The sequence below is a fragment of the Termitidicoccus mucosus genome, from assembly GCF_038725785.1.
Lineage (GTDB): Bacteria > Verrucomicrobiota > Verrucomicrobiia > Opitutales > Opitutaceae > Termitidicoccus > Termitidicoccus mucosus.
Genome location: NZ_CP109796.1, coordinates 1,403,536 through 1,419,067, shown reverse-complemented (window position 1 = coordinate 1,419,067; position 15,532 = coordinate 1,403,536). Strand labels below are relative to the sequence as shown.

Annotated in this window: 11 protein-coding genes; all 11 read right to left on the bottom strand. The window is 61.4% G+C overall.

Annotated features, from left to right (window positions below):
* Window positions 1-12: 12 nt before the first annotated feature.
* The gene (locus tag OH491_RS04660; protein WP_068769111.1) at window positions 13-4,908 is read right to left on the bottom strand and encodes a hypothetical protein; all 4,896 of its coding nucleotides are present in this window, start codon (window positions 4,906-4,908) and stop codon (window positions 13-15) included.
* Complete coding sequence (locus tag OH491_RS04655; protein ID WP_068769112.1) at window positions 4,854-5,111, bottom strand: hypothetical protein; 258 nt, start codon at window positions 5,109-5,111, stop codon at window positions 4,854-4,856. The genes OH491_RS04660 and OH491_RS04655 overlap by 55 nt, the downstream gene beginning before the upstream one ends.
* 144 nt (window positions 5,112-5,255) lie before the next feature.
* Window positions 5,256-5,588, bottom strand: a complete 333-nt coding sequence (locus tag OH491_RS04650) for a hypothetical protein (RefSeq protein ID WP_068769113.1) — start codon at window positions 5,586-5,588, stop codon at window positions 5,256-5,258.
* Window positions 5,585-8,314, bottom strand: a complete 2,730-nt coding sequence (gene mobF, locus OH491_RS04645) for a MobF family relaxase (protein WP_084441880.1) — start codon at window positions 8,312-8,314, stop codon at window positions 5,585-5,587. The genes OH491_RS04650 and mobF overlap by 4 nt, the downstream gene beginning before the upstream one ends.
* A 286-nt stretch (window positions 8,315-8,600) precedes the next feature.
* Window positions 8,601-9,209: a DUF6036 family nucleotidyltransferase gene (locus OH491_RS04640; RefSeq protein WP_068769115.1), complete on the bottom strand. Its 609-nt coding sequence runs from the start codon at window positions 9,207-9,209 to the stop codon at window positions 8,601-8,603.
* On the bottom strand, window positions 9,206-9,784 hold the full coding sequence (locus tag OH491_RS04635; protein ID WP_084441881.1) for a hypothetical protein: 579 nt from the start codon (window positions 9,782-9,784) through the stop codon (window positions 9,206-9,208). The genes OH491_RS04640 and OH491_RS04635 overlap by 4 nt, the downstream gene beginning before the upstream one ends.
* A 794-nt stretch (window positions 9,785-10,578) precedes the next feature.
* Window positions 10,579-10,899 carry a PaaI family thioesterase gene (locus OH491_RS04630; protein WP_068769117.1) on the bottom strand — a complete coding sequence of 107 codons (321 nt, stop codon included), beginning with the start codon at window positions 10,897-10,899 and terminating at the stop codon, window positions 10,579-10,581.
* A 138-nt stretch (window positions 10,900-11,037) separates the two neighbouring features.
* Window positions 11,038-11,370: a hypothetical protein gene (locus OH491_RS04625; protein WP_068769118.1), complete on the bottom strand. Its 333-nt coding sequence runs from the start codon at window positions 11,368-11,370 to the stop codon at window positions 11,038-11,040.
* Complete coding sequence (locus tag OH491_RS04620; RefSeq protein WP_068769119.1) at window positions 11,351-11,860, bottom strand: hypothetical protein; 510 nt, start codon at window positions 11,858-11,860, stop codon at window positions 11,351-11,353. Before OH491_RS04620 ends, OH491_RS04625 begins: the two co-directional genes overlap by 20 nt.
* A gap of 96 nt (window positions 11,861-11,956) precedes the next feature.
* Window positions 11,957-14,260 carry a family 78 glycoside hydrolase catalytic domain gene (locus OH491_RS04615; protein ID WP_068769120.1) on the bottom strand — a complete coding sequence of 768 codons (2,304 nt, stop codon included), beginning with the start codon at window positions 14,258-14,260 and terminating at the stop codon, window positions 11,957-11,959.
* Between the two features lie 167 nt (window positions 14,261-14,427).
* Window positions 14,428-15,492: a glycoside hydrolase family 88 protein gene (locus tag OH491_RS04610; protein WP_084441883.1), complete on the bottom strand. Its 1,065-nt coding sequence runs from the start codon at window positions 15,490-15,492 to the stop codon at window positions 14,428-14,430.
* Between the last annotated feature and the right edge of the window lie 40 nt (window positions 15,493-15,532).

Genomic DNA, 15,532 nt, shown 5'->3' with positions numbered 1-15,532 from the left:
CCGTTTTGAGCGTTATACGGCGACCGGAACCGCGGCCGTAATTGTCTCTTCCATTTCGATTTTTTCCACCGGCATTTCCGTCTCGTTCTCGGTGGTGTCCAGTTGGGCCGAAGCTTGGTTCTTGGTGATGTCCAGAGCCTCCACGAGTTCGGCCTGCCGTTTGAGCAGTTCTCGGTAGTGCTCCTCATGTTCCCACACCCCACCGGAGAGCGACGACAGGCTGGCCATATCCTGCCGCGTGCGCTCCAAATCCGCGCGGGAGCGGGCCAAGCTTTCCTCGATGGAGCGGATGGCGTGCTCCAGCGACGTGATGATGCCGACGGGCGAGGCGGAGACGTTTGCCGAGTATTCGGTTTGTCCTCGCAACGTGAGTTTATCCGCCAGGGTTGAGCGGAATTCGACTTTGAATCCCGCCAATTCGCCCAACACCGCCGGCGCAGTGCGACCGAGCAGGTGGTCGGTCTTATGGTCTTCGACGAGATACACCAGCGCGGTGCCAGCCTTGGTTCGGTCGGTGTATTTTTTGCCATCCAAGACCATGACGAACTTGTCGCCCTGGGTGTCCTTCCTGACCTTCAGGTCGTGCTCCATTGCGGCAATGCGCCGCTCGATTCGCGCGGTGTCCTCCTGCATCATCAGGACGCGCCGCCGATTGCCGAATTGCGACTCGCTGTGTTCCGCCCGCAACCGCGCGAGCTTCATCACCTCGGCATCCACCTTCGCTTTCTCGATCACCATCGGGTTGCCGCTGGCGATGGCCTTGACCTCGGCATACGTGAGCGCGGGCGAGTCCAGGTCCTCGATGCGCCGGGCCGTGGACTGGCCGGTCATCACCTGGGCGATGAACTTGGCCTTGGTTTCCAGCACCTGCCACATGTAGGCGTCGAAGCTGCCTTCGGTGACATAACGAAAAATCCGCACCGTCTTGTTTTCGTTGCCCTGCCGTTTGATCCGGCCCTCGCGTTGCTCGATGTCGGCCGGCCGCCACGGCGCATCCAAATGATGGAGCGCCACGAGCTTCGCCTGCACGTTCGTGCCCGCCCCCATCTTGGTCGTGGAACCCATGAGGACGCGGACCTTGCCCGCCCGCACGTCCTTGAAAAGCGACACCTTGGCCGCATCGGAGTCGTGATCCTGAATGAACTGGATTTCCGCCGCCGGGACGCCGAGCGCGACTAGCTTTATCTTCACGTCATTGTAAACCGAGAAGCCACGACCATCCACCTTCGGCGTCGAAAGGTCGCAGAATATCATCTGGGTCAGTCGTTGCTCACGGGTCTCCTTCCAAATGGCGAATATTTTCCGGACAGCCTGGTTGACCTTGCTGTCCGCATGGTCTGGCGCACGCGACCGCACCAGCCGCAGATCGAGCGCCGCCTTCCGACCTTCGCCGGTAATTTTGAGCATGTTGTCATCCCGTGGATCGACTGCCCCGCCTTTCAACTTCTCGGCCCGCTTGGCGAGCGTCGTCACGAATGCCTTCAACTCCGGCGAGCACGGCGCATTCACGATGCGCGGCTTGCCTCCTTCGAGGGACGGCGTCGGCAACTGGAGCATGTCCGCCGTCTGGACATCAGCCACCTGCCGGAAGACCTGCATGAGCTCCGGGACATTTACGAAACGCGCGAATCTCGTGTTGAGGCGATACCCCGCCCCATCCGGGGCCAGCTCCATCGCAGTGACGGTCTCGCCGTGCGTGCCGCTCCACGAATCGAAATGCTCCAGCCGCCGCTCGCGCAACGTATGCATCTGGAGGTAGCGCTGCATCGTAAACATCTCCGCCATCGAATTCGAGATCGGCGTGCCGGTAGCGAAGACCACGCCGCCGCCGTCGTTCAACCGCTGCACATGCAGCACTTTGAGGAACATGTCGAAGGCGCGTTCGCTCGCCGTTTGCGGCAGCCCGGCCACGCGGGTCATTTTTGTGGTGTAGAAAAGATTCTTGAACGCCTGAGCCTCGTCCACGAACAGCCGATCCACGCCCAATTCCTCAAAGGTGAGCGTGTCATCCTTCCGGTGCTCGGCCGCGAGATTCTTGATTTTGAATTCGAGGCGTTTTTTGGCCCGCTCCAGTTCCTTGACGATCCGGGTGTCCGACTTCTCGGATTTCTGCTCGCGGATGGAGGTCTCCAGTTCCACGAGCTGTTCGTCGAGAAAGTCCCGTTGTGCCTTTACGGACATCGGTAAGCGCTCGAAACCGGAGTGTGTGACAATGACTGCATCCCAATTGTTCGTCGCAATCCGGGACATGAGTTCCCGACGCCGCGCGCTGGCGAAATCGTCCTTGCCCGCCGCGAGGATGTTGGCTTCTGGATAGAGCGTGAGCAGTTCCGACGAGAACTGACCGAGCATGTGATTGGGCACGGCGTAGAGCGGTTTGCGGGCGAGCCCGAGGCGCTTCAATTCCATGCCCGCCGCCGCCATCGTGTAGGTCTTGCCGGCGCCGACGACATGCGCGAGCAGCGTATTCGGCGATTGGATGATCCGCCACACGCCGGCCTTCTGGTGTGTTCGCAGGGTGATGGTCGGGCTCGCGCCCGGCAGCGTCAGGTGGTCGCCGCTGAAGGTGCGGAGCCGAAGGTTGTTGAATTCCTTGTTGTAGAAGGCGAGCAGGCGTTCCCGCCGGCTGTCGTCCCGCCAGATCCACTCGGCAAACTGATCTTTGATTTTCTGCTGTTTCTCCCGTGCGGCTTCGGTCGCCGTCGGATTGACGATGGCGTTCTTGTTCTCGTCGTAATCATAGACGGTCGGCGTGCGAAGATTGAGCGCCGCTTCGAGCAGTTCATGGGCGGAAACGCGGTTCGTGCCCCATTCGCTCCGGTTGGCCACGCCGGTCTTGGCGTAGTGGCTGACCTCGACCGTCCACAAAGCGAGGTGCGGCACGTGGCGGATCGTGACGTCGTGTTTGCCATGGTCTGGGACGCGCAGCAGTTCCTTCGTGAACGCCTCGACATCCACCGCGGGAATCCACGCCGCGCCCAGCCGCGCGTCAATTTCCGTGGCCTTCAGGTCTGCCGGCTGGACGGCCTGCAACGCCTCGACGTGCAAACGATAGCTGACGTCTTCCTTCGCCAGTCGTTCAGCGACCGCGAGCTTTTCCCGGACGTTGCCCGAGAGGTATTCGTCGTCGGTCTCCCAACGTTTGCTGACGGGATTGAAATAGATGGCGCCCTGAAGCTCCGGCAAAAACTCCTTCTCAGATTTTCCGAGCAGTTTTCCGATGTGCTCCAAATCCACCCGGCCCTTCTCATTGAGTGTGACAACCAACGCCTCGTTGGCGGCGTTCACGCTTATGACCGGCTGGCGCGCTTGAATCGTGCGCTCGTGGAAGATCGCCGTCTTCGTGGCCGTGTTAGTATTCTCGTTGTAGTTTTCCAACGAGAGCAGGAGTGGCAAATCCGGGTCACCCGCGAAGGCCCGTACATTGACCGATGCGGAGATCGGTCCGAACTGGTTTACGAAATAATCGTAGTCCTGGTTGAGCCGAAACCGGGCGGCCAACACCGCTTCTTCGGGATGGTTTTCGACCTGCGTCTGCAGGCACTCGCGCACGGCGTCGCGGACGTAGATGAGCCGGCGGATGCGACGCGCGGTCTGTGGTGACAGATCGGTGAGCAAACGCAGCTCGTCACCCTCGCGGACCGCGATGCCGCCGCCGCCGTGCTCGGTGAGCGTGTAGGCGTTGGGTTTTACACCCGGCGGGGCCGGAATCACCTGCCGCACCGCCGCAAGCTGGGCTTCGGTCAACGGTTGGTAGATACCGGCCGGCAGCTTCGCCACCGCGCCCGCCAACGCCTCGGCCAGATCGCGCCCATCGTCGGCCAACCTTGACTCTTCTCGTCCGTACATGCCGTGTTTCACCTGCTCTATTTTCCCGAGCAACATGGCGGGGTTCACGTGGTAATACTCATTGAGGAAAATGGCGTTTCCCTCTGTCGCCTGACCCAGCGGCCGGCTTTCGAGCCACGCGGGCCCACCAGGCTTTTCGCCCGGTGCCCGCTTGCGCAGAAAGAAGATGTCCGTCGTGACTTCGGTGTTGGCGTTCTTCTTAAAAGCCGTGTGCGGCAGCCGGATTGCGCCGACCAGATCGCAAGTCTTCGCCAGCGTCTCCCGGAAATGCGGATACTGTTTGTCGAGCGTGAAGCGCGAGGTGATGAACGCGATCAAGCCGCCGGGCCGCACCCGCTCCGCCGCCGCCAGAAAAAAGTAGTCGTGGATATGAAACTTCCGCGCGTTGAGCTTCATGTCGAAGGGCGCGTAGTCGCCGAAGGGCACATTGGAGATGGCGAGGTCGAAGCTGTTGGTCGCGAGCGTGGCCTCCTCGAACGGCTGATTATGGATTTCGGCACCGGGGTAGAGCATCCGCGCCAGCCGCGCGGTGATCGGGTCGATTTCGATGCCAGTGAGGGTCGAGCGCCCGCGCATTTCGTCCGGCATGAGTCCGAAAAAATGCCCCAGGCCGCAGGCGGGCTCGAGGACACGGCCACCGTTGAAACCCAGCCGCGTGACCGCCGCATACATGGCTTCAATGACCGTGCCTGCTGTATAGTGGGCGTTGAGCACCGTGGCGCGCGCCTGTTTGTATTCATCCGGCAGCAGCAATTCCTTCAGGCGGGCCTGCTCCGTTTTCCATTTCGGGGCCTCGTCCTCCCCGGCGAATACCTGAGGCAGTCCGCCCCAGCCGGTGTATTTGACCAGCGCGGCCTTTTGCTCCGGCGTGGCGACGCGGCCGTTCGCCTCGATGGCGCGGAGCAATTCGATGGCCGCGACGTTCTGCTCGAACTTGGTCTTCAGCCCGCCCTCGCCGAGCCGGTCGGCGGTGGTGATGCGGTAGTTGTTCTGGTTGCGCGGCGTTACTCCGGCGACTCCGTCGGGAGGAGGAGGTATTTCTCGCGCACCATTTCCCATGCCTGATCGTGCGCCTGCTGCGGCGTCAGCCCCTGCTTCCGCAGGTCGCGCACCAGCGTTTCCATTTCGTCCAGCGTCCGTTCCTGTGCTTCCAGGAGCGCTGTTCGCAACAGACCCTTCCGCTCCAATTCCCGCACCCGGCGCGGACAATGCTCCCGCCAGTGGCGCTCCGCCATCAGTCCGTAATTCAGAAGTTCGCTCATGGGTGAGGTGCTCGAAGAGGTCGAGCTGTATAGGTTGTTCTGACCTTTTGGCCATTGTTCATCGCGGTTCAATCGTGTTTCGGGGATGGGAAGTGGCGCATATCAAAAGAGGTTCATTTGTGAGGTGCTGGCGGCGCGTGCTCTTCATTTTATCTCCACGGCGATGCCCTGAATCCACGGTTCGCCCGGTGCCGCACGAAGCGCGGCCCGTTCGCCTTGGGCGCGCACCTGCTCCAGCCGGGCTTGATCCAGGCCGTCCCGCAGGACGGCGAGCAGCCGGCCGCGCACGGTCACGAGCACACCCGCCGCCTGAATCGCGAGCGTTTCACTTTCGCCGATGGACAACTCCCACCGGACCAGCGTGTGATACGGGAGCGAGACGGTGCGATCCGGCAGCACGAAACGCACCACGATGGCCGTGCGGTTCTCGTCCGCCAACCGTCCCCAGACGGGCATGTTCTGCGTTTTCTCCGTCATCGTCCGAACGTCCCGGTGGCCAGCGTTTCGGGGGCGACCGATGGACCTTCCTTCCATCCGCGCAGCATCACGTCACCGGATAGCTCGCCGAAGGAATAGAGTTGAGCGAGGAAAGCCTTTCGGGCCGAGGGCACCGCCGCTTCCGAGACCAGTTCCGTCACGAGTCTGCGGTCGGCGTCGCGCGCCATCGCCTCGCGTGCCTCGGCGCGGTCGGTCGTGTAGATCATCTGGCTTTCCTCGAACCGGGAATTGCTCACGTAAGCCTGCTTCAAGTTGGCGGCGGCGAGCCCCGACTCGGCCATGAGCAGAAGTCCGCGGGCCACCGTTTTCCCTTGGGAGGCGTGCGAGGTCGTGGCGTAGCCGTGGCTGAACTGCCGGAAGTCCGGCGGCAGATTCCGGCCATCCCGCAGGACAATGCCGCCTTCCGGGGTAAACGCCTGTACTTCCACCAAGTCGCCGTTCTTGAGCCGGGATTCTCTGCGGTTGGCGCGAATCAAGAGCCGGTCGCCGACCGCCACCGGGATCTGCCGGACGATGCCGACATCGAAACCGCGATTGGTCTGGGGATCGAGTTGGACCAGCGAACCATCATCCCGGCGGACGATCAGGGAGAAAACATCACGCCGCACCACGGAGACGGTCTCGCCCTTCGCAAATCCGCCTTCCGCGCGGTGGAACGTGAGCGCGTCGCCCGGCTGATAAAGCTCGACGCGGCGGAGTTGTTCGCGGGTCCACTGGAGGGAGAACACCGTGGACACGTTTCGCTCCAGCCCGGTGATGACGCCGCGTGCCTTGAGGCGGGTGCGGACCTCGTCCGCGAAGGCATGGATTTCCGACCACACCGGCGAAATCGCCAGGCAGCTTTTCCCGGCCACGAACGTGCGGACATAATCGTCCGCTGCGATCCGCAGGAGGGCGCGCGTGTGCTTGATTTCCTTCACCGCGCCCAGCCGGTCGAACGTATCGAAGGCTTCCTGAGCCTTCCCGCAGGCGAGGAGCGCCACCGCGTTCCGGTAGGCGGGATCTTTCTGCCGGTGAATCTCTGTTAGCCGAAAAACCGGCGCGTTGCCGTATTGCTGAAGACACCGCAGGGCGTCGCCCGCTTCGACAGAACTGTGCTGCTTGGTGTCGCCGACCAGGATCAGCCGGTTCTGATTCGCCGCCGCGAGCCGGCAGAGGTCGCGCATCTGGCGCGCGGAGATGAGCCCCGCCTCGTCCACCACGATGACGCTGCCTCGCAGCTTTTGCTGGAGCGATTCGTTCACGAGCAGTTGCTGGAGCGTGTCCGCCTCGGGCGTCAGCTCCCGGCGTAAGACATCCGTGGCGCTGGCCGACGGAGCGCAACCGAAGACCTGCCCACCCGCCGCCCGGATACCGGCAACCACGGGGCGCAGGCAGGTGGTTTTGCCGGTGCCGGCATCACCTTGGAGGATCACCACGCGGGACTCGGATTCCATCATCCCCGCGACCACGCGGGCTTGATTAGGCGCAATCTTCGAGTCTTCCGATACCCGGCCCAAAGGTCCGCAGCCCTGGGTTTGGGATTTCACCCACGCGATGAACTCCTGCTCGCAGGCAAGCGCCTCGGGAGATCCGACCAGATTGCCATGCTGGAGGAGTGCGCCAGCGGAAACCCGTGCTTCCAGCCCGGCCTTCAAGTCCGACAAGGAAACGCGCCCCCGCCCGGTGGCGAGCGCTTCCCGCAAGAGCACCTTTTCATCCACGACCGACCGGCGCTCGAAGACGTGCGCCTCGGCGGAAGCAATGACTTCGGCGGGGTTGGCGCGCAGGACCGGCGGGATCGGTCCTCCCGCCGCCGCGATTACCCGGTGCACCGAGTCCAAGTGCGCGCCCGCCTCCTTGAGCCAGCCGGCGCGGAGATCGGCGGCGGTCGCCTTGGTTTTCTTCGCCCGGCTCTCCGCCGTAATCGCCTGCAATTCGGCTTGGGAGGAAACGCCCGCCGCGCGGGCGCGGCGCAGGATTTCCTCGCGGCGCTTGCTGAACGTCTCGCGCAGCTCCGGCGAGAATCCCGCGATGTTGAAACCGATCCGGCGGGCAGGTTCGAGATTGTAGCCGGCGGCGAGCATCCGCTCGGCGAGCTTGTTGTAACAGACTTCGCGGAAATAGCCGGGGTGGTGGTAGAAACCGGAGGGTTGGACGCTCTTCCACCGCTTCTCCGTCTCGTCGTAGGTGAGATTCAGCAGACAGAGATGCGTGTGAAGCTGGGGATCGAGTGCGCGGCTCGCATCGTGGGTCACGACGGCGGTGATCATGTTGCCGGTGATCCGGTCCTGATTCACTCCCTTGCTCCGGACGCGCGTGGCGACGGTTGCCTCAATCTCCTGCAACGTTTCCGTGACCGCTTCATTCCACCATCCAAGGATGCGCTGGTCGCCACCCACCAGGCAGGCGATCGAAACGTCTTTCGGTGCCGAAATCTGCCCAAAGTAGCACAGCCGGCGGTCGGCCTTTTCCCGGACGCCGAGCTTTTCGTCCGTGGCCGGATGATGCCCCTGGCACAGCCGCCGGAAGGCAACGAGATCGCATCCGCCCGACAAACCCAGCCGTTCCGCGCCCAGCCCCGCCCAGGTCATTGCCGCACGACCTTCCTCGGTCAAATAGTCACCCACACGGAGGTGCTCGCGGAAGTATTCCACGGCTCCATGCAACTGACGGCAGGGCTTGTCGAAGCGAACCAGTTGGCTTATATAATGACATACTTGCATACTGTGTCCAGCCGAAACATTTCCTGAACAAAACAAACGAAGCACAGGATCAGCCTCCGCCTTGAACTTTTTCAGCCTGGCAAAGCAGGCAAACACGAAAGCCGCAATCGCAGGCAAAAAATGCCTCAATTATCCATGGCAGACAGGACCCGGGTTGGAAGAGCGCGTCCGGCTACACGACCAATGAAACGATTTCAGCAAGGAGCGCCCGGGCACTCGCTGACCATCTGGCCGCATGCGATCCACTGACGGGCTTGATCACGATCCTGTCGGCCCTCCATTGCTATCACAAGCCCATGCGCGGGCCGCTTCTAATCGTGATTTCGGCTTCCCTTACCGCCGCGATGATTTGAGCGGAGGCGCGAGGGAATAACTCGCGATAGACCTCCGGCACTCGCGCCCGCTGGGCCGCTGCGGCAACCTCCGCCGCCGTGATCGTCTGACCTTCCACATCGCGGTGCAGACGCAGCATCGAACGCACGTCGGCTTGATCCTCCACATCGCCCCGTCCCATTTTCGAAACGATCAGATCGAGCACATGCGGCCTGATAAGGTTAAGCTTGGGCCATTGCGGATTCAGCAATGCGACGGTATGCTGCTTCCATTCCGGTGTAAGCGTGACTTCGTTTTCAGGGAAGATGTGGGTGATGTAGAGCTTCTTGCGCTCCAATTCGCGATTCGTAACTTCCAAGGCGTGCCAGAATTGGCGGTCGGTATTCACCTGTAGTTCGCGGGTCTCAGGAACGATGATGTCGATGTCGTGAGTCAGGCGTCCCACCATCCGCTCGGCGAAACGATGGTCGAGCAAGAGGGCCGCAGCCCCGAAAACCACAAGTTCCGTCCTCTCTTGTAGATGCCGGTGCAGCGTATCTGCTATAACTTGGGCCGGGTTCATTCGTCACCCAGCCGCAGCCATTGCCGGGAGGCGCCCAATCCCGGCCCGGTCCAGCGCGTTTCGGAAACAAGGCGCGACACACCGGGCAGAAACTCAGGCTCGCCGGGCTCAAAAGGGGAGAGCGCATCGATCACGCGCCGCCAATACGCCGGGTGAGTGTCCGCCGTGAGTCCAAGGCGCGCGATGTGCATCGCCCGCCCTGCGACCCGAAAACGGCGGGCGGTCCAGCCGATTCCGTCCGCTCGATTGCGCAGATCGCTCAATACCATAGCCGCGCAACGGATGGCCCGGAAGGTTTCAACGTCAGCCGGGCCACGCAGCAAGCAGCAGCCCAGCACCTCGTTGGGCAAACTGCCTTTGACGGGCGGGAGTTCCCGCCATTGCGGGGCGTAGTGCCCGCATCCTCGCGCCACCGCCAGCGCAAGCAATTCGGGCCGGGTCCAGGTTTCCACCTCATTGCAAGCATCCACCAGCTCACGCGGAGGAGGGATCGCCGAAAAAGGATTCCCCCCGCGCCCCTTGGCAAGGGTGCTTTGTTTCGCAGGTGAAACCAGTGTGGCGGTCGCTTTGGACATGAGTTAGAATCCGACGCCATCAAACAAAAATGGCGCAAACTTACAGGCTAAAATCTTAGCCAGATTTATTCGGTCGTCAACGTCCGTTCCCGTCCCAACCGACGATCATTCGGTCGTCCCATAGGAACACCTTATCACTCCGGCAACTCAGGCCAAACGGACCCATCAACCGGGCCTTCAATTCCGATATAACGAACGCCAAAACCCACCAGAAAAGAACGGCCCAAACACATCCGTCCAAGACCCCGCACCAACAGGAAACCAATCAGTGAAAGGCATCCGCCTTTGTAAAAAGCGTAAGCCGCAGAATTCATGGCAGACAGGACACTCTACCCCTAACGCGGTTAGGCCTCGGGCGACTCCGCCACCACTTCACCACTACTTTGTCACCACTCCACCACCACTCGCTCTTTCTTGAGGCGGAGGAATGTGCGAAAACGGCTGGAAAGACTACTGCGCGTGACCGCGCGGCGGTCGATAGACTCGTGTAGTGTGTCGATAGGTTTTCGATAATTTGTGCCGTGACCGAAGAACAGCGTGACTGAGTCATTTGCGTGCCACTCTACGGAGTTCCTGCCCCGATTGATTTAGCTGTAATTTTAGCGGCGGTTTTTGCTGCTTCCTGCCGCGCACGGATATTTGCGAGAAGCGCTTTTGCGGCATCTATATCCGTCTTCAGAGCGGCCAGATCGGGTATAGTTGCTTGCTTTCCTTGGAGGCATTGTGGGCGTCTGTCACATCGCAACAGCGTTTGACTAGACGCTTGGTTTCTTCACATTCAGCGGGAAGGAAGCCTACTGCTCGGTTAAGGTGGCCAGCTTCCGGTGGACATGCACGGCCCTCGCCTCCGCAAGGAGCGCTCCGGCGGCGGCGGCTTTGAAATACCGGATGCCCGTCTCGACGGACACGGCCCAGTTACCGCAGGCATTGACCGCCGCGGCGAAGGCCAGGTCGGCCAGGGTGAAGATCGCGCCGCCCTGCGCCACATTGCCGGCGTTGAGGTGCATGTCCTTGATTTCCATCCGGGCCTTCGCCGCGCCGGGTGCGGCCTCCAGCAGCTCGACCCCGGCGAGGGCCGCGCAGCGGTCGTTCTTGAAAAATTCCTTGATTGTCATCGGCGGCGAAAATTAACGGGCGGAACCAGCCCATTTTGCATTCAAAACGCATAATACCATTTGCCAATGAGAATCACACTTTATTGGGCCTGCGCCACTGCAGGCCAGCTGTCGTGTGATTCTGGTTCGGAAATGCTCTCATTCCTCGACTTGCACGAAGACGAGGAGGCGGGCGGACTGGAGTTTCGCGCCAGACCGGGAGAAGGTCCAGTCGAGGCTGTTTTTCCTGCCCTCGGGCTGGTTGCCGATGCCGAGGTCGCAGGCTTTGCCGGCGCTCCAGTGGTTGTAAGCGATGACGGTTTGTTTTTCGGCGGTGTTGTGGATCTGCATACAGCCGTAGCCGGGGGAGACGCTGGCGCTTTGGCTGTCGCCGAAGCCGTAGGCGGTATCGCTGGCGCCGGGAACCTTGGCGACGTTTTGCTGGTTGTAGTTGCAGTCCCAAAATTCGATGTTAGCCTTGCTTGAAGGCACCGTTTTTCACGCCGGGAACGTTGGACTGGACGAGGAGGCTGGCGACGTCCTGCCAGAAGCGGGCGCCGGAGTTTTTGGTGGGAACGCCGATTTTTTTGATGTCGCCGGTGAAGGCATCCATGGCGACAAAGGCGTGAGCGGCGCCGCCGCCGGCGGCGGTGGTGCGCAGGAGGCAGGCGATGCGCTTGATTTTTTTGCCGACGAAGTTTTTGGAGTTGTCGATTTGGTAGGTGACTTCATGGCTCTGGGTGGCGAGGGGATCGAGGGCGTAAACGAGTTGGAAGCCGGCGCCGGCGGCGCCGATGCCGGCGAGTTCGGAGGGCGGGGGCGGTTCGTCGAAGGTGAAGGCGGTGGCTTGCAGGCCGGCTTCGTTGCGGAGGTTGGGCGCGGGGAGGCCGCGCTGGAGGACCATGTGGTTGCCGAAGGCGGCGGGAACCTTGACGGCGGCGGGCAGTGCCGACGCCGCGACGAGGGCGATGCCATGCCACAAAGGAGCGCCCGGAGCGGGCGGGTGGTGGTGGTTTTTCTCATGGGAGTCATGGGGTGGAATTTCGTGGTGCGAGGGGAAAGGGACAACGCCGGGAACTTATTCATAAACATGATTCAGCTCCGATTGCTCCAGTTTGAATATAAAAGGCTCCCCGCCGGCTTGGATTTCCAAAATCCTTGAGCGCAATATGAGTTTCCCCGGCACTCCGGCCGGCGCTTTTCCGCGCAAGTGAAGCTGCCTGCTGTCGCAATCGGCGTTCACCTCGATGATGCCCTTGGGATGCGGCATGCGGACACGCAGGTTCGCAAAGGGCATTATGCTCGGCCGCAGCCGGTATGACGCGAAACCCCAGTCGCCGGGCTCCGGCCCGAGCAGCCCGGAGGCAAGATGGTATCGGGGATGCGCGCTCCAGGCATGACAGTCCGAGCGCGTACGCCCGAGATATTCCGGAGTGGTGCGAAATCCTTGGTCAATCAGCGCCCTCCACGCTGCCAGTCGTTGAAACATAATATCGCTCCGCCCGGCGTTTAAGGCCGCAAGGAACAGATAATGGGAAAAATAAGCGGATGTGCGTATAAAATCATTTCCCCCATCAAACAGCGTCGCGGCAAGCTGTTCACGGCGCCGGACGGAAAGCAGGGGATGGAGCAATGCAAGTGATTGCGCGTGTTCCGAAAAGAAAGTATGCGCGGCATCGTCCGCATATGCCTGCCGGGTTTCATCCCAAAAAACCGGGTCGATTGCGCCGAGCAGGCGCCGCCCAATCCGGGCGTGACGGGCGGCCACATCGGCATCCCCGAACTGATATTCCAGTTCGGCGCTATCGGAAAGGGCATGGGCCAGCAGCCAGTTCAGCGATGCGTTCACGGAGCCGGTCTCGCATCCGGGAAACACGCCGTCATTATATACGGCCTCGATGAAGTTCCATCCCGGCGGACTCACGGCCAGTCCGCGTTCATCCAGAAAGGTAAACCATTGTTCGAGCACGCCGCGTATCGCAGGCAGCAGGGAGGTGACAAATTCAGGGTTGTCCCGCCATCGCGCGTAGTCGCGAAGCATGCTTATCCACAGCAGACTGAACGTTGGGATGATCTGGCCGCTGGCCGCCGGGTTGTTCGATGTCGGGAGATTGGCGCCGTTGTGGCGGGAGTGGGCGAATGAAAGGAGCGCCTTGCGTTGCAAGGCATCGTCGCGCGTCGTCACGTAACCAAGCAGGGCCTGGATGCGCGTGTCGCCGGCATACATAAGCTGCTCATAATAGGGGCAGTCGAGATAGGTCTCGTGCGCGCACATTTGCTGCGTCCGCTCGCAAATGGAAAGCACGGAGTTCAGTTGATGGTCGCTGGTTTCACAAACACCGTCGCGAGGCAGCGGGTGGCAGGTGGACTCGAATGACAGCGATTCCAGCAGCAGCGGTTCGCCGCCGGTTGTTATATTGATTTCAAGCCACAATCCGCACCGCCACCACAGGGGCGCGAATTCCCTGCGGGCGCCTCCATCCGGATGGTGTTCATCCCCCATGCCGCGCATATGATAACCAGTGTATTCATTGCGCGGGGCCTTGTCCCCGGGGTTTCCGGGGGTTTGGCAAAGCGCCTCGGCCCATCTCCATTTGATGCAAGAACCGCACCCGCCGCTGACCACGATTGAAGGATAGACGCAAATATAATCACCGAGATACAGCAAGGCGCGCCGTGTGACGTGTGGTGGAACACTGAGTGTCCCGCGCCCTTCGATCCATGCGCGCCATGATTCCATCTCCGCGCCGCATTGTCTGTCCTTTACGTATTTGTCGTCGGCTGGATTGTCGTCTAGGCACGCCAGATGCGCCCGTTCCCATCTGGCTGCGGAGTGGCTGCCGAGCATCGCGGGCTGCATCCACGGCACATTATTATAAACATACAGGTAAAATCCACTGGCGACGGGCGCGCTTGCCACAACGGGTTTCCAGCCTTCACCTTTTCCCAATTCCCATCCCCAGGGGAATGCCGCGCCGTCCACGCGCTCAAGCGCGCCCGCCCCGAGCGTGGCGCCGGGTTGCTCCTTGGGATTTATAAATGTGTAACCGTCCAGTTGCTTCCATGTCCACGCGGCGGCGCCGGTGCCCAAGAGCGGCGCAAGCGCCGGGTCGTCCGGCGCGCACAGCCACCCGGGCTGCACGCTGACTTGCGCCCACGGCGCGAGGGATTTTCCCAAGTGCCAGGTGCGGGCCACGAGGATATGCGGTCCGGCGGGCAGCGTGATGTCGACCGTGTCAAAATACCAGCGCCACTTGTCCCCCCGTTCGGGGCCGCGGGAAATGCGGGTTCCGTCAAGCCAGAGTTCGTATCGTTCGTCGGCGGAGACATGCAGCCGCAGTCTGCCGCCGCTCCAGTTGAACGTGCAGCGGTAGGCAATCACTGCCGGAGCGGGCGGAAGCGAATCGGCGCGGACCCAAGAGCATGGCCATGCCGGGGCTGCGCGATAGGGTGGAATCTTTTCCGCCGGGCGCCAGCCGCCAAAAGGTGGCGAGCGGAGGATCACCCGTTCTGCGGAAAACCCTCCGGCCAGGCTGTTGGGCGCTCGGTTCATTCTTCGCAAAGCATCAACAACGCCAATGCTTGTCCGTAGAGGGCGGGCCGGATTTCGATTGTTTTATAATCCGCCAGCGTCGGCATGATCGGGGTGCCTCCTGACACACCTTCGACTTCGCCTGCGGAATTGACTTTGGCCAAGACGGCCCGGCCGGCTTTTTCGGCCATTGGCATATGGCTCTCATCGAGCAAGCCGGCTTTTATGCCGCGCCTGACTCCATAGGCTATGCCGGCGGCGCATGAGGTTTCGTCATAGGCGGAGGGATCATTCAGAAGCGTGCCAAAAAGGCCGTTGGCGCGCTGATAGGTGGAAAGCGCGGCGACTTGCTCACGAAGCGACCCGACAATAGCATCGCGTCCTTCGAAGGAGGGAGGGAGTGCTTCCAGTATCTCCACGGTGCTCGCCGTGATCCACGCGTTGGCGCGCCCCCACAACGCCCCCGACATCCAGCTTCGGGCAAGGCAGTCCCAGCCATGATAAAACAAACCGGTGTTTTTGTCCTTGAGGATTTGATGATGGATGAGCAACTGCCTGGTCGCCTCGTTTGTATAACTGACCTCATCCAGCAGGCGGCCCATTTTGGCCAGGAAAATGCACGCCATGAACAGGGTGTCCGCCCATATCTGCTCGGGAAATAAATGACTGCCGTCGGCGTTGACCGTGTGCTCATATCCGCCGCTCCCCGTGCGCGTCGCGCCTGATATCAGCCAGTCCGCGGTCTGGCGGCAGGCTTCGAGGTAGTCCTCGTTTCCGGGCAGTCCGTGCAGTTCGAAAAAGGTGAGGAGCGGCGCGGTATGATTGACCGTGAGCATGTTCGCGGCATCTTTCCAGTGGCGTCTTATCCACGAATTGAGAAAGGAAAGGTAGGCCGTGTCGCCCGTGCGCAGCCAAAGGCGCGCCAGCCCATACATCCCGACTCCCGCGCCCCAGTTCCAGTTGTCGATGTCCATGTGATTGTCCGCGGAGGCGCCCCTCATGATGCGCCGGGCGATGCTTTCAACGGGAGGCAGGTTTTTGACGGGACGCGAGGCCCCTGAGCATAAAATATGATTTGGCATGGAATAATGAATTATTAAACAAAGCTTCTATCATTAGGGA

Excerpts from the sequence above, each read along its gene's own strand:
- OH491_RS04650 (WP_068769113.1), bottom strand. The coding sequence starts at position 5,588 with ATGACGGAGAAAACGCAGAACATGCCCGTCTGGGGACGGTTGGCGGAC.
- OH491_RS04660 (WP_068769111.1), bottom strand. The coding sequence starts at position 4,908 with ATGGGAAATGGTGCGCGAGAAATACCTCCTCCTCCCGACGGAGTCGCC.
- OH491_RS04610 (WP_084441883.1), bottom strand. The coding sequence starts at position 15,492 with ATGCCAAATCATATTTTATGCTCAGGGGCCTCGCGTCCCGTCAAAAAC.
- OH491_RS04630 (WP_068769117.1), bottom strand. The coding sequence starts at position 10,899 with ATGACAATCAAGGAATTTTTCAAGAACGACCGCTGCGCGGCCCTCGCC.
- OH491_RS04635 (WP_084441881.1), bottom strand. The coding sequence starts at position 9,784 with ATGTCCAAAGCGACCGCCACACTGGTTTCACCTGCGAAACAAAGCACC.
- mobF (WP_084441880.1), bottom strand. The coding sequence starts at position 8,314 with ATGCAAGTATGTCATTATATAAGCCAACTGGTTCGCTTCGACAAGCCC.
- OH491_RS04640 (WP_068769115.1), bottom strand. The coding sequence starts at position 9,209 with ATGAACCCGGCCCAAGTTATAGCAGATACGCTGCACCGGCATCTACAA.
- OH491_RS04655 (WP_068769112.1), bottom strand. The coding sequence starts at position 5,111 with ATGAGCGAACTTCTGAATTACGGACTGATGGCGGAGCGCCACTGGCGG.